At 71.8% G+C, this 13,377-nt stretch carries 15 protein-coding genes; 7 read left to right on the top strand and 8 right to left on the bottom strand.

Translation table 11 applies throughout. The features are described 5' to 3' along the window. The first annotated feature begins 34 nt into the window (after nucleotides 1-34). Nucleotides 35-1,339 (top strand): histidinol dehydrogenase, encoded by a 1,305-nt coding sequence (hisD, locus tag ACNI14_RS12435; RefSeq protein ID WP_420520367.1) that lies wholly within the window; start codon nucleotides 35-37, stop codon nucleotides 1,337-1,339. Nucleotides 1,340-1,382: 43 nt separating this feature from the next. Here hisD and ACNI14_RS12430 read toward each other — a convergent pair whose 3' ends face one another. After that, entirely contained in the window at nucleotides 1,383-3,632 is a 2,250-nt protein-coding gene (locus tag ACNI14_RS12430; protein ID WP_420520366.1) for a RecQ family ATP-dependent DNA helicase, read from the bottom strand. A gap of 145 nt (nucleotides 3,633-3,777) precedes the next feature. On the opposite strand from ACNI14_RS12430, the gene ACNI14_RS12425 reads away from it, so the two are divergent. The 4 genes from ACNI14_RS12425 (at nucleotide 3,778) to hisH (ending at nucleotide 7,037) form a co-directional block, all read left to right on the top strand. Further along, complete coding sequence (locus tag ACNI14_RS12425; protein WP_420520365.1) at nucleotides 3,778-4,872, top strand: histidinol-phosphate transaminase; 1,095 nt, start codon at nucleotides 3,778-3,780, stop codon at nucleotides 4,870-4,872. Continuing rightward, nucleotides 4,869-5,468, top strand: coding sequence for an imidazoleglycerol-phosphate dehydratase HisB (hisB, locus tag ACNI14_RS12420; RefSeq protein WP_420520364.1), 600 nt, complete (start codon nucleotides 4,869-4,871; stop codon nucleotides 5,466-5,468). Before ACNI14_RS12425 ends, hisB begins: the two co-directional genes overlap by 4 nt. Beyond that, nucleotides 5,465-6,076, top strand: coding sequence for a hypothetical protein (locus ACNI14_RS12415; protein ID WP_420520363.1), 612 nt, complete (start codon nucleotides 5,465-5,467; stop codon nucleotides 6,074-6,076). Before hisB ends, ACNI14_RS12415 begins: the two co-directional genes overlap by 4 nt. A 301-nt stretch (nucleotides 6,077-6,377) precedes the next feature. Further along, nucleotides 6,378-7,037, top strand: coding sequence for an imidazole glycerol phosphate synthase subunit HisH (gene hisH, locus ACNI14_RS12410; RefSeq protein WP_420520362.1), 660 nt, complete (start codon nucleotides 6,378-6,380; stop codon nucleotides 7,035-7,037). A gap of 7 nt (nucleotides 7,038-7,044) precedes the next feature. On the opposite strand, the gene ACNI14_RS12405 is transcribed toward hisH, so the two are convergent. Together ACNI14_RS12405 and ACNI14_RS12400 are read right to left on the bottom strand one after the other, a co-directional pair. Further along, complete coding sequence (locus ACNI14_RS12405) at nucleotides 7,045-7,731, bottom strand: cation efflux transmembrane domain-containing protein (RefSeq protein WP_420520361.1); 687 nt, start codon at nucleotides 7,729-7,731, stop codon at nucleotides 7,045-7,047. Then, complete coding sequence (locus ACNI14_RS12400) at nucleotides 7,731-8,135, bottom strand: ArsR/SmtB family transcription factor (RefSeq protein ID WP_420520360.1); 405 nt, start codon at nucleotides 8,133-8,135, stop codon at nucleotides 7,731-7,733. The genes ACNI14_RS12405 and ACNI14_RS12400 overlap by 1 nt, the downstream gene beginning before the upstream one ends. 140 nt (nucleotides 8,136-8,275) lie before the next feature. Between ACNI14_RS12400 and priA the strand changes: the two genes are divergently transcribed. After that, entirely contained in the window at nucleotides 8,276-9,013 is a 738-nt protein-coding gene (priA, locus tag ACNI14_RS12395; protein ID WP_420520359.1) for a bifunctional 1-(5-phosphoribosyl)-5-((5-phosphoribosylamino)methylideneamino)imidazole-4-carboxamide isomerase/phosphoribosylanthranilate isomerase PriA, read from the top strand. Between the two features lie 40 nt (nucleotides 9,014-9,053). Then, nucleotides 9,054-9,800, top strand: a complete 747-nt coding sequence (locus ACNI14_RS12390; protein ID WP_420520358.1) for an SseB family protein — start codon at nucleotides 9,054-9,056, stop codon at nucleotides 9,798-9,800. 3 nt (nucleotides 9,801-9,803) lie between these two features. On the opposite strand, the gene ACNI14_RS12385 is transcribed toward ACNI14_RS12390, so the two are convergent. The 5 genes from ACNI14_RS12385 to ACNI14_RS12365 are packed head-to-tail and all read right to left on the bottom strand — an operon-like array spanning nucleotide 9,804 to nucleotide 13,308. Then, entirely contained in the window at nucleotides 9,804-10,544 is a 741-nt protein-coding gene (locus tag ACNI14_RS12385) for a trypsin-like peptidase domain-containing protein (RefSeq protein ID WP_420520357.1), read from the bottom strand. Beyond that, the gene (locus ACNI14_RS12380; protein ID WP_420520356.1) at nucleotides 10,541-11,116 is read right to left on the bottom strand and encodes a hypothetical protein; all 576 of its coding nucleotides are present in this window, start codon (nucleotides 11,114-11,116) and stop codon (nucleotides 10,541-10,543) included. The genes ACNI14_RS12385 and ACNI14_RS12380 overlap by 4 nt, the downstream gene beginning before the upstream one ends. A gap of 57 nt (nucleotides 11,117-11,173) precedes the next feature. Continuing rightward, nucleotides 11,174-11,944 (bottom strand): S1 family peptidase, encoded by a 771-nt coding sequence (locus ACNI14_RS12375; protein WP_420520355.1) that lies wholly within the window; start codon nucleotides 11,942-11,944, stop codon nucleotides 11,174-11,176. Beyond that, nucleotides 11,941-12,936, bottom strand: a complete 996-nt coding sequence (locus ACNI14_RS12370) for a hypothetical protein (RefSeq protein WP_420520354.1) — start codon at nucleotides 12,934-12,936, stop codon at nucleotides 11,941-11,943. Before ACNI14_RS12370 ends, ACNI14_RS12375 begins: the two co-directional genes overlap by 4 nt. 3 nt (nucleotides 12,937-12,939) lie before the next feature. Beyond that, nucleotides 12,940-13,308, bottom strand: a complete 369-nt coding sequence (locus tag ACNI14_RS12365) for a DUF1844 domain-containing protein (protein ID WP_420520353.1) — start codon at nucleotides 13,306-13,308, stop codon at nucleotides 12,940-12,942. Nucleotides 13,309-13,377 lie beyond the last annotated feature (69 nt).

The following is a 13,377-nucleotide window of genomic DNA, read 5'->3' as shown; positions in this document are numbered from 1 at the left end:
GGTGCTCACCGTGGGCGGGGATAGGCTGGTGCGCGTGCTGAGCCGAATCGACCTGCGTGACCGCGACCTGACCGCCCGCGAGCTGCTCGCGATCGTCCCCCGTGCGGACGTGGACGTCGCCGAGGCGCTCGCGACCGTGCAGCCCATCCTTGAAGCCGTCCGCACCCGCGGCGCCGAGGCGATCAGGGAGTACGGCGAGCGGTTCGACGGCGTGACGCCCGAGCACATCCGGGTCCCGTCCGGCCGCATCGAGGCCGCCGTCGCGACCCAGGACGACGCGGTGTTGGACGCCCTCCGCGAGGCCATCTCGCGAGTCCGGACCTTTCACGAGGCCACCGTCCCGCCGCCAGTGTCAGTCGAGGTGGCAGAGGGCGCCACCGTGTCGCAGCGATGGGTCCCCGTGGGCCGCGTGGGCCTCTACGTTCCCGGCGGCCTCGCCGTCTATCCCAGCTCCGTGGTGATGAACGTGGTCGCGGCCCAGGCCGCCGGCGTGGAGTCCATCGCGGTCGCGACCCCGCCCCAGAAGGCCTTCGGCGGCGAGCCTCACCCGACGATCCTGGCGGCGTGCGCGCTGCTGGGAGTCGACGAGGTCTACGCGGTGGGCGGCGCGCAGGCGATCGGTCTGCTGGCGTACGGCGTCGACGACCTGTGCGATCCGGTCGACATCATCACGGGCCCCGGCAACGTCTATGTCGCCGCCGCCAAGCGCGCGGTCAACGGCCTGGTGGGCATCGACTCCGAGGCGGGTCCCACCGAGATCGCGATCATCGCCGACGACAGCGCGGACCCCGACTTCGTCGCCGCCGACCTCCTCAGCCAGGCCGAGCATGACCCGATGGCCGGTTCCGTGCTGATCACCGACTCCGAGGACCTCGCCGACCGCGTCGAGATCGCCCTGCAGCGACGGGCCGATGCGACCCGGCACCTCGCGCGCGCCAAGGAGGCCCTCACGGGTCGCCAGAGCGCGGTCATCCTCACCGGCGGCATCGACCAGTCGATCCAGGCCGCGGACGCGTACGGCGCCGAGCACCTGGAGATCCACACCCGGGACGCCGCTGCGGTGGCCGGCCGGATCCGCAACGCCGGCGCGATCTTCGTCGGTCCCCACAGCCCCGTCTCGCTGGGCGACTACATCGCGGGCTCGAACCACGTGCTGCCCACCGGCGGCACCGCTCGCTTCGCGAGCGGGCTCAACACGGCAAGCTTCCTCAAGGCCGTCTCGACCATCCACTACACGGCCGATGCGCTTGCGGCAGTGGGGGACAGCGCGGTCGCGCTCGCGGAGGCCGAGGACCTCCCGGCTCACGGCGAGGCGATCCGCGCGCGTTTCGAGCGGTAGCTCCTCGAGTCAGCGCGCCCGCGGCATCAGCGCACGCGCCGCATCATCGAACACCCAGCACGAACGGGTACACCTCGCCGGCGCCCGCGCGCAGCAGCAGTCGTGACGCCACGGTGAGGGTCCACCCGGAATCCGTGTAGTCGTCCACGAGCAGCACCGACTTCCCTCGCAGTCCTTCGAGCGCGTCGCCCTCCAGCTCGAGACCGATCCGCCTCGACACCGACGCGAGTCGCTGCGCGGAGTTGACGTCGTGTCGGTCCGGCTCGGGCCGCGAGGACACGGGCCCCAGCGTCCCCACGAACGGCACCTTCAAGAACCGCGCGAGGCCCGGCCCCAGGTGGTCCATGAGCTGCGGCCGGGTCGCCGACCGCACCGACATCACGCCGTGCACGGCGAGCGACGATGACGGGCCGGTGACCCCACCCCACAGCTCGCTCCAGTCCTCGAGAGCGCGGACGGCGGCCTCGCGCAGCGGCGGGGGCGTCTCGCCATCGACCGGAGCACCCGACTCGTCCCGCGACTCGAACAGGTCTCGCAGCGCCCCCGACCACCCCAGCCCGTCGAGCCTCGCAATCGCACGCCCGCCCTTGGCCTGCTCGTCGGCGGTAATGCGCCCGCGCAGCTCCACTCCGAGCGCGTCCATGCCGCTCGGCCACTGCCGACGTGGCACGATCTCCACGCCCACGCGGTCCATGCCGTCGCGTGCCGCCTCGACGGCCGTGCCGTCCGGCACCGCAGGAAGCTCCACGCCTCCGCACACGTCGCAGCGTCCGCAGCGCCACCCGTCGGTCAGGTCCGGATCGTCGAGCACGCGCCTGAGGAACGCCATGCGGCACGTGTCGAGGCGCTCGTACTCGAGCATCGTGCCCTGCTCGGCGGCCCGGGTCTCCGCGACGCGTGCGTAGCGATCGGCGTCGTAGGCCCAGTCCTCGCCGGTCGCCATCCAGCCGCCCTTGACGCGGCGCACCGCGCCGTCCACGTCGAGCACCTTGAGCATCGACTCCAGGCGGCCGCGCCGCAGGTCCACCTGCGTCTCGAGCGCCGCCACGGACGTGGGCTGCGCGGTCCCCAGTGCTCCCAGCGCCGCGCGCACCTGGTCCTCGGGCGGGAAGGCCTGCGAGCCGAACCACTCCCAGATGGCGCGGTCCTCTGCCCCGGGCAGCAGCACCACGAGCGCACGATCGACCCCACGGCCCGCGCGCCCCACCTGCTGGTAGTACGCGATCGGGGACGACGGAGCACCCAGGTGGATCACGAATGCAAGGTCGGGCTTGTCGAACCCCATCCCGAGCGCGGACGTCGCGACCAGCGCCTTCACCCGGTTGGCCTTGAGGTCCTCCTCGAGTTGCTCGCGCTCGGCCGTGTCGGTGCGGCCCGTGTAGGCGCCCACCGTGTGGCCGGCGGCGCGCAGCTGCGACGCGACCTCCTCCGCTGCCGAGACCGTCAGGCAGTAGATGATCCCCGAGCCGTCGATCTCTCTCAGCGCCTGGGCCAGCCACGCCACCCGCGCGGCAGGATCCGGCAGCTGCACCACGCCCAGGTGCAGCGACTCGCGGTCCAGCGCGCCGCGCAGCACCAGCACATCGTCGTGCCGATCCAGGCCGCCGCCCGCCTCGACGTCCGCCCGGCGCACGCCCAGCTGCTCCGCGACGTCGGCGGTCACGCGCGAGTTCGCGGTCGCCGTGGTCGCGAGCACCGGGATGCCGTCCGGCAACTCCGAGAGCAGCGTGCGGATGCGCCGGTAGTCGGGCCGGAAGTCGTGACCCCAGTCGGAGATGCAGTGAGCCTCGTCGATCACCACGAGCCCCGCATCGGCCGCCAGCCTGGGCAACACCTCGTCGCGGAACTGCGGATTGTTGAGCCGCTCGGGCGAGCACAGCAGCACGTCGATCTCGCCGGCGGCGATCGACGCGTGCACCTGGTCCCATTCGGTGACGTTCGCGGAGTTCACGGTCGCGGCGCGGATCCCGGCGCGCGACGCCGCCGAGATCTGGTCGCGCATCAGCGCCAGCAGCGGCGACACGATGATGGTCGGCCCCGCCCCTCGGGCGCGCAGCAGCATGGTCGCCACGAAGTAGACGGCGGACTTGCCCCAGCCCGTGCGCTGCACCACGAGTGCTCGCGCCTGGCGGGCCACGAGCGCCTCGATGGCGCGCCACTGGTCGTCGCGCAGCGCGACGTCGTCCCGGCCCACCAGCGCCTGCAGCGCGGCCTCGCCTTCCGCGCGCAGTGCGGCCGATGCGGGGGTGGGCTCGGTCTCAGAGACGTCGGCGGGTGCGGGGGAGGATGCCATGCCCCCACCGTAGGCGCGGCCGCCGACATCGCGAACGCCAGCCCGAGCATCGGCCGTACTGGGTATCCAGGACGTCTCGGGACTCCCAGATCGGCCGTGCTGGGTATCGACCGGGGAGGGGAGGGTGGCCACTAGACTTCCTGCCATGACTCTGCCCCTGCGCCCGGAACTGATCGGGCTGGAGCCATACGGCGCCCCTCAGCTGGACGTGGCCGCGCGCCTCAACGTCAACGAGAACCCGTACGCGCCGCCGCCGAGCGTGGTGGACGCGATCGCTCAGGCCGTGCGCAAGGCCGCCGAGGGCCTCAACCGCTACCCGGACCGTGACTTCACCTCGCTGCGCGCCGACCTGGCGCGCTACCTCGCGGCGGAGAGCTACGTGGACTTCGTCGAGGTGCGCAACGTCTGGGCCGCCAACGGCTCGAACGAGGTCATGCTGCACCTGCACCAGGCCTTCGGCGGCCCCGGAAGGCGCGTCCTCAGCTTTGCGCCCACCTACTCGATGTACCCCGAGTACGCGCGCGACACGGTGACCGACTACGTGACACTGCCGCGCCGCGAGGACTTCACGCTGGACATCGACGCCGCCCAGGCCGCGATCCGCGAGATGGAGCCCAGCCTGGTGCTCGTCGCGAGCCCCAACAACCCCACGGGCACGGCGCTGAGCCTCGATGACGTGCGCGGGCTGATGGCCGCGGCCGACGACGTCGAGGGCGGCTGCGTGGTGGTCGTGGACGAGGCCTACGCCGAGTTCCGCCGCTCCGGAGTGCCGAGCGCCGCGACCATCATCCCCGAGCACCCGAACCTGGCCGTGAGCCGGACCATGTCCAAGGCCTTCGCTCTCGCGGGCGGCCGGCTCGGCTACCTCGTGGCGCACGAGCCCGTCATCGACGCCCTGCGCGTGGTGCGCCTGCCCTATCACCTGAGCGCCGTGACGCAGGCGGTCGCGAGGGCCGCACTCGCGCATCACCGCGAGCTGCAGGCGCAGGTCGACGAGATCCGCGCCGAGCGCGACGACACCGTCGCGTGGCTGACGGATCAGGGCTACACGGTCGCGGAGACGGACGCGAACTTCGCTCTCTTCGGGCCGTTCGAGGACCGTGAGAGAGTGTTCGAGGGGCTTCTGGATCGCGGCGTGCTGATCCGCGTGACGGGGCCCGAGGGATGGCTGCGGGTGTCGATCGGCACGCCGCAGGAGATGGCGCTGTTCCGCAGCGCGCTACTGGAGGTCACCGCATGAGCCGCACCGGACGCATCGAGCGCGCAACGAGTGAGTCGCAGGTGCTCGTCGAGCTCGACCTGGATGGCTCGGGCACCACCGAGATCAGCACCGGCGTGCCGTTCTACGACCACATGCTGACGGCCCTGGGCAAGCACTCGCTCATGGACCTCACCGTGCAGGCGACCGGCGACGTGCACATCGACAGCCACCACACGGTCGAGGACGTCGCGATCTGCATCGGCGAGGCCCTCAAGCAGGCGCTGGGCGACAAGGCCGGGATCTCGCGGTTCGGCGACGCGATGGTGCCGCTCGACGAGTCCCTCGCGCAGTGCGTGGTCGACGTCTCCGGGCGCCCCTACTTTGTCCACATCGGCGAGCCGGTGGGGCAGGCGACGCACCTGATCGGCGGCAACTTCGCGGGTTCGCTCACGGGCCACGTGCTCGAGTCGATCGCGCACCACGCGGGCATCTGCGTGCACATGCGCGTGCTCGCCGGCCGCGACCCGCACCACATCGTGGAGGCCCAGTTCAAGGCGCTCGCGCGTGCGCTGCGCTCCGCGGTGACGGCCGATGCCCGGGTGAAGGGCATCCCATCCACCAAGGGTGCGCTGTGACGGCTCAGAACAATCCGGCCGATGCGGGGGGCGAGGGCGACGTCAACGTTCCCGACGACCTCGCGGGCCTGGCGGACGCCAAGCCGATGGGGGAGAGCGGTCCGCACGTCGAGAAGGACACCGTCGCGCTGTTCACTCCCATCCAGAACGGCCGCGTGCTCGCGGCCGTGTGCGCCCTGAACGGAGTGCGGGGGCAGACCATCGAGACCTCGGCCGGGGCCTTCGCGGTGCTCGACGACACCAGCCACGGCGCCGTGGACACCGCCGGCGAGGTGGTGAGCGCGTTCGTGAAGACCCAGGCCATTCTGGCGATGGAGCGGCGCGCCGGCCAGATCACGGTGCGCCGGTGGCTCGAGGGCGTCAAGGGAGACACCGTCCCCCCGGGCTTCGCCCTCGACCAGGCGCCGGGAGTCATCACCACCTTGATGGCGGGCACCCAGACCATCGACGAGATCGCCAGGACCCACCCAGGCAAGGTCTTCGAGGCGCGCATGTCCCGCATGAAGGCCTTCCGCGAGCTGCGCCGCGCCGCCAAGGACGCCAAGAAGCAGCTGAAGGCGCGCGAGAACAACGAGCGCGACTCGAACCCCGACCCGAGCGCGGAGTAGTGGAGGCCGGCGCGGACTGAACCCCCGCATCGGCCGCGCTCACCACTCGACCCATCTCCGCGTCCCCTCAACCCCGTCCCCGCGTCCCCTCACCCCCGTCCCCGCGCGCCCCTCAACCCTGTCGCCGCGCGCCCCCTCACCCGCAGTCCCCCCCCGCAAGTGTCGATATCTGTGCACTTCCGGGTCCCGAACTGCACGCAATTCGACACTTGCGGTGGGAAGGCGAGAGGTGGGACGGCGCGAGGGGGACGGCGCGAGCGGGCCGGAGCGGCCGCATCGAGACCCGTTTAGACTGGAGCGCGTGAACTCCCCCCTGGTGACCGTCCTCGACTACGGCTTCGGCAACGTCCGCTCCGCGGTGCGGGCCGTCGAGCACGTGGGCGCGCGGGTGACGCTCACCGCGGACCGCACGGTCGCTGAGCACTCTGACGGCCTGATCGTCCCCGGCGTCGGCGCATTCGAGGCGGTGATGGCGGGCCTCAAGGAGGTGCGCGGCGACCAGATCATCGGGCGCCGCCTCTCGGGCGGGCGCCCGGTCCTGGGCATCTGCGTGGGACTTCAGGTGATGTTCGAGCGCGGCGTCGAGCACGGCGTCGAGACCGAGGGCCTGGACCACTGGCCCGGCACCGTCGAGAAGCTGCAGGCGCCCGTGGTGCCCAACATGGGCTGGTCGACCGTCGAGGTTCCCGAGGGCTCCGTGATCTTCGAAGGCGTGGCCGACGAGCGTTTCTACTTCGTCCACTCGTACGGAGCGCGTGAGTTCCCGCTGGGCACCACCGAGGACACCGGGCGCTTCCAGGCCCCGTTGGTCACGTGGGCGGAGGCGGGTCCGGCCGATGCGGGGGACAGGTTCGTCGCGGCAGTCGAGAACGGTCCTTTGACGGCTACGCAGTTCCACCCCGAGAAGTCCGGCGAGGCCGGCCTCCAGCTGCTGCGCAACTGGGTGAAGTCGCTTACCTGACCTGAGTTCAGCGGGAGGGCTGCTGGCAGCCGTCCTCGCAGTCGCAGGACTCCTGGCCGTGCAGCAGCGCGCCCGACGTCGTGGCGCAGCCGTCGCCCCTCCAGGCCTCGAGCCCCTCGCGCACCGCGAATCCCGCGATGAAGAGCGCGGCGAGGGGATCCGCCCACCACCAGCCCAGCAGCGCGTTGAGGGTGAGCCCCACCAGCAGCGCGGCCGAGAGGTACGAGCAGATGATGAGCTGGCGGGCGTCGGCGACTGCGGTCGCGGAGCCGAGCTCGCGGCCCGTGCGCCGCTCGAGCCACGCGACCGTGGGCATGATCGCCAGCGACAGGGCGGCGAGCACGATTCCCACCTGCGAGTGCTCAGGGGCGTCGCCGGAGATCAGCGCGCGAGCCGCATCGGCCGTCACCACCAGCGCGAGCGCGAAGAACGCGCCCGCGATGAGGCGCAGCGTGACCCGCTCGCGCCGCTGCGGGTCGGGAGCGGAGAACTGCCAGGCCACGAACGCCGCCGAGGCGACCTCGACCACCGAATCGAGGCCGAACCCGATCAGCGCGCTCGAGGACGCGGCGCTGCCGGCGATGAGCGCGACGGTCGCCTCGAGCACGTTGTAGGCGATGGTCAGCGCGACGATGATGCGGATGCGCCGGCGCAGCGTCGCGGCGCGGGCGCCGGTCAGGACGGGGGCGGTCATCAGCAGGTGCACCCGTCGGAGTCGCAGCACGAGGGGTCGAGCGTCACGGTCATCGCGAGCATCGCCTCGAGGGCGGTCGCGAGCGTCGGGTCAGCGAGCGAGTAGTGCGCGTGGCGGCCGCGACGTTCGGCGACCACCAGCCCGCAGCCGCGCAGGCAGGCGAGGTGGTTCGACATGGACTGGCGGCTGACGTTCAGCTCGGCCGCGAGGTCGGCGGGGCAGTGGCTGCCGTGCCGCAGCGCGAGGACGATGGCCGCGCGGGTCGGATCGGACAGCGCGTGGGCCACGTGGGCCACGGCCGCGGTGTGGGCGGGAGCCGCGCACGCGATGTGGTCGCGGGGCTCCGCCTGAGCGGTCGGCACGGCGGTGATCGACGGCACGGTGGTCGCAGGAGCGGTGCTCATGCCGGCCACGTTAGTACAGTCCGAGATGTACTGTCGAGGGCGCGCACGCCTCACCGTGCCGGTAGCCTGGGTCCCGCACGCAGGTGCCCGGAAAGATCAACCGGGCCCGCGCATCGGCCGTCTGACCAGAAAGCGAGACCATGCCCCACTCCCGTCACCTCGAGCTCCTCCCCGCCGTCGACGTCGCGGACGGCCAGGCCGTCCGCCTCACTCAGGGCGAGGCCGGCACCGAGACCGGATACGGCGACCCGCTGTCCGCGGCGCAGGACTGGGTCGACGGCGGCGCCGAGTGGATCCACCTCGTGGACCTGGACGCGGCGTTCGGGCGCGGCTCCAATGCCGAGCTGCTCGAGCGCGTGGTGAAGTCGGTGGACATCAAGGTGGAGATGAGCGGCGGCATCCGCGACGACGAGTCGCTCGAGCGCGCGCTCGCGACCGGGTGTGCGCGCGTGAACATCGGCACCGCCGCGCTCGAGAACCCCGAGTGGACCGCCGCCGCGATCGCCAAGCACGGCGACCGCGTGGCCGTGGGACTCGACGTGCGCGGCACGACCTTGGCGGGCCGCGGCTGGACTCGTGACGGCGGCGACCTGTGGGACGTGCTCGCGCGCCTGGACCGCGAGGGCTGCAGCCGCTACGTGGTGACGGACGTCAAGAAGGACGGCATGCTGTCCGGCCCCAACACTCAGCTGCTCATGGACGTGTGCGAGGCGACGGACGCGCCCGTGGTGGCCTCCGGCGGCATCAGCTCGCTCGAGGACATCGCCGCGCTGCGAGCCATCGCGGACCGCGGCGTCGAGGGCGCGATCGTCGGCAAGGCGCTGTACAACGGCAACTTCACGCTGCCGCAGGCTCTCGACGTCGCCGGGCGGCCGTAGCGCCAACGGCGCGTCAGGGCTGGCGCGTAGCATCGTGACCATGAGCGACACCGGTGGCACCAGCGGCGCGGAACCCTTCAAGGAGATCCCGGCGTCCGTCTTCGCGGACGACGACGGCAGCGCCGACGCCCGCCTGGCGCAGGCGCTCATCCGCTACTCCCACGGCAAGACCTCCCTCGGCGAGGTGGTGGACGCCCTTGCCTACGCGCGCGTGCTGATCCCGGTGATGTCCAGCGGCGAGAAGCGCGTGATGGGGGAGCACGGCGTGGAGAAGGACGAGGTCGCCTCGACCGGCGTGGTCGCGGTGCAGATGCCTGACGGCCGCGCCGCGCTGCCGGTCTTCACGGACGTCGATGCGGTCCGGGCCTGGAACGACAAGGCGCGTCCCATCCCGGCCGAGGGCCCGCGCGCGGCGCTGGCCGCAATCGCGGAGAGCTGGGCGAGCCTCGTGATCAACCCCGGCATGGAGACCGTGGTGGTCCCTCGCCCGGCGGTGTGGGCGCTCGGCCAGGGGCTGGACTGGCGCCCCGCGGTCGTCGACGGCGAGCTGGCCGCCGACGTGCGCGACGCCGTCACCTCGGCGGTGAGCACGGATTCGGCGCTCGTGGAGGTCGACGCGGTCGCCGGCAGGGGAGCGGAGGTCACCGTGGTCCTGAGGCTCACCCCCGGCCTCACGCAGCCCGAGGTCGACGACGTGGTGGCGAGGGTGCAGCGCGAGCTCGCTCACTCGGACGTGATCGCGCAGCGCGTGGACAGCCTCGAACTGCGGCTCGCAGCCGCCTCGTAGGACTCAGCGCTCGCAGTCGGCCTCGTTCGGGACCTGCAGCGAGGGGTCGCCGAGGAAGGTCTGCAGGGACTCGAGGGAGACCACGATCGTGGTGGTCGACTCGTCCGAGGCGAACACCACGCCGATGACGTCGCCGTTCTCGTCCACGGTCGGGGAGCCCGAGTTGCCCTGCTTGGTATCCGCCGCGATCGCGAACGCGCCCTCGCCGTCGACCCCGCTGTTGTCCGGCACCGTCCCCGCGTAGATGCCCGTCGTGGTGGTCAGGCGGCCGGCCTCCGGGTAGCCCACGACGAACACCGGATCGCCGGTGGATGGCTCCGCGGTCGCCAGCTGCGCCGCCTCGGGGAAGGTCCCGTCGATGTCCACCAGCGCGAGGTCGACGTCGTCGGACAGCACGGATGCGGTGCCCTCGTAGCGCTGGCCGTCGTAGCTGGTGAGTTCGATGTCGACCGCTCCCTCGATCACGTGCCGGTTGGTGACCGCCGTGTTCTCGTCCAGCACCCAGGCGGACCCGTTGCGGTACTCGTCGCAGGTCTCGACGGTCACCCTCAACGCCACCCGCTCCACGACCGTGAAGCCGTCGTCGCCCACCGGGATGCCCGGCTCGGGGGAGGGCGCCGCGACCTCGGGCACGAACGTCGAGGGCAGCGGCGGCGGAGCCGTCGGCAGGGCCGCGCAGCCGGACAGCGCCACCCACGCGACCGCTCCCGCCGCGGCAGTCCGGACCCCGACCGCGACGGTCACGCGTTGTCTTCCAGGTAGTCGTTCCAGGACTGCTCCACGTTGTCGCAGAACTCGTTGATGTCGTCCTCGGCCTGACGCAGGCTCGAGGCGGTGTACTGGGACGCGTTCTTGAGATACCCGATCAGCTCGTCGCGATCGTCGGCGCAGGCCTGCGTCTGCTCGATGATGCGGGTAGCGACCCGCAGCCCGTCGCTCGCGTTCGCGTCGCCGTCCGCGAGGGTTGAGATCGTCTCGGTGGCCTCGGCCAGCTGCGCCTGCGTCTCGGCGAGAGCCGATGCGTTCGCTCCGGCCTCCGCTCGCGCCGTCGCCAGTTCCTCTCCCAGGGTGAGCGCCTCGGCCCGGAGCTGTTCGTTCTGGTCGACCCACTGATCATGGGTGATCCACAGGTAGCCGCTGAGGCCCGCCAGGGCGGCGACGCCGGTCGCTGCGAGGGTCCAGCCGAGCGCCCTGACGATGCGGCGGCCGCGGCGTGGTCTCGCGGGCGGTGCGGGCGGCGCGGGCGGCGTGGCCGGTGCCGATGGTTGCTCGGCAGCCCCGTCGTCGAGGGGTCCGTACCCGTCGGTTCCGCTCACGGTGCGTCCTCCTCGGCTGGCGGCCTGCGTCTGGCCGAGATACTAGCGCGGGTGCGGTCAGCTGCAGTCGACCCGCTCCGGCACCAGCAGGGCCGGCTGAGCGAGCAGGGTGTTCAGCACCGAGACGGGCACGATGAAGCTCTGATTCGAGTCGGGGTTCTTGGCGTACACGACCCCCACCACGTCGCCGTCGTCGTTCAGCACCGGCGATCCGGACGATCCGGGCTGCACCACGGCCGTCGTCGCGAGCACCGTGTCCACGGCGGAGCCCAGGGGGTCCTGCACCGAGCCGAGCACCACGCCGGAGACCGTCGTGAGCTTGCCGCCGTTGGGATAGCCCACCACCGTGATGACGTCGCCCTCCTCGGGATCCTCCTCGGCGCGAGCCGCGAACGCGCCGCCGAGCGACTCGGTGGTGGTGATGATCGCGATGTCGGCCACGGTGGTGCTCGACGCGGCGGTGGCGTCGATGATGCGCCCATCGTGGGTCGACACCTCGATGGTCTGCGAGTCATCGATGACGTGACGGTTGGTCACGAGGGTGAATGCGTCGAGCGCGAAACCGGTGCCGGTGTTGACGAATCCGCACCCGATGTTGCGCACGCGCACGGTCATGCGCTGAGCCGCGGAGAAGCCGTCGGGGGACAGCCCCACAGTGGAGGCCATGGGGGTCGCGCTCGGCGACGGCACCCAGTCGGAGGGCATCGGTGCTGGTGGGTGGGGGACCACGGCGCAGCCCGTCAGGGCGAGGGCCGATGCGGCCGCGAGGGCGAGTCCGCGGCGGGCGGCGGCGAAGGATCGGCGAGCCGACGGGGCGGGCGGGGTCATTCGCTCAGCGCATTCTGCAGTCGGTCGTTCGCCGCCTCGGCCTCGGCGCACAGCTCTCGAACGCTCTCGGAGAAGTCCTCGAGCTCCTCGGGCTCGTAGTTCTCCGCGTCGCGCAGGTAGGTCACGAGCTCCTGCTGCCCGTCCACGCAGCGGTGCAGGGCGTTCGCCACGCCCGAGGCGCTGGACACGTCACCCTCGAGGGCGTCGATCTGCTGGAGGTAGAACGCGGATTCGTCGACCGCGTTGGCCTTCTCCGAACTGAGGTCGGTGACCTTCTGGTTCGACGTGGCGAGCTGCTGCGTGAGCAGGTCGATCTCGGACGCGAGCTGCATCGTGGTCTGCTGCTCGCCGGAGAGGCGCGCGCCGAGGTCGTAGTTCGCCTCCGTCAGCATCTCGGCTCGCGTCTCCCACTCCTCTGCGGTGTTCCACAGGTAGTAGTCGAGAGCGGCCGCGCCGCCGAACAGCATCACGAACACGATGGTCGCGGCGATCCAGCCGGCCCGTCCGCGCGTGCGTGGGGGATCGACGATCTCGCGGTCTCGGTCGTAGTCATACGGCGCCCGCGCCCGCGGCTCGTCGGTGCGGCGCCGGACGTGACCCCGGGCGTCGTGGCGGGCGATGCGGTCCGAGCGCCTGCGCCCCCGGCCCTCCGGCGCCTGCGGCACGGGAATGGGAGTGGTCGCCGGGTCGTCGATCTCGTCGGCCTCGGAGGCGTCGGACTCGTCGTCGCCGTCGGGGCTGCCATCGTCGTCGATGGTGCTGTCGTCGATCGCACTCTCGTCGGCGGCGAGGTCGTCGCGGCCGGCCTCGTGGTAGTGCTCGGTGCTGTCCTGGTGGGGCTCGGGAGATGCGGCCGATGCGGGGGCTGGGGCCTCGCTCGGGTTCGCCGGGGCCTCGGGCTCGGTCGTCACGTCGTCACTCGCCGCAGACGCTTCGCCCGCGCGGTCGCTCCTGCGCCGCGCGTGACTGTAGTCCGCGGTATCCGTGCTCATGATTCAGGTGACTGCCCCCGTGTACTTCTCACCCGGGCCCTCGCCGGGTGCGTCCGGGATGGTCGAGGCCTCCCGGAAGGCCAACTGTACGCTTCGCAGCCCGTCCCTCAAGGCGCGCGCGTGGGTGTTGCCCAGGTCTGGGGCGGATGCGGTGATGAGGCCGGCGAGGGCCTCGATCAGCTTGCGCGCCTCGTCGAGGTCGCGATGCTCTTCGCCATCCTCCGCCAGCCCGCACCGGAGCGCCGCGGCGCTCATCAGGTGAACGCCTACAGTGGTGATGACCTCGACGGCGCTCACGTCGCCCAGATCTCTGGCGGCTGATGATGACGCGCCGAGCGCATCGGCGCCCGGCAGGGGAGAATTCTCGCTCATGGTGGTATCCTCGATTACTGACCGGCTGGGGATCGCTCCCTGGCGCACAAGTGGAGTCCACCTCCCACC

It is taken from the genome of Demequina pilifera (assembly GCF_048814985.1).
In the GTDB taxonomy this organism is placed as follows: domain Bacteria; phylum Actinomycetota; class Actinomycetes; order Actinomycetales; family Demequinaceae; genus Demequina.
This window is presented reverse-complemented; position numbering and strand designations above follow the sequence as displayed.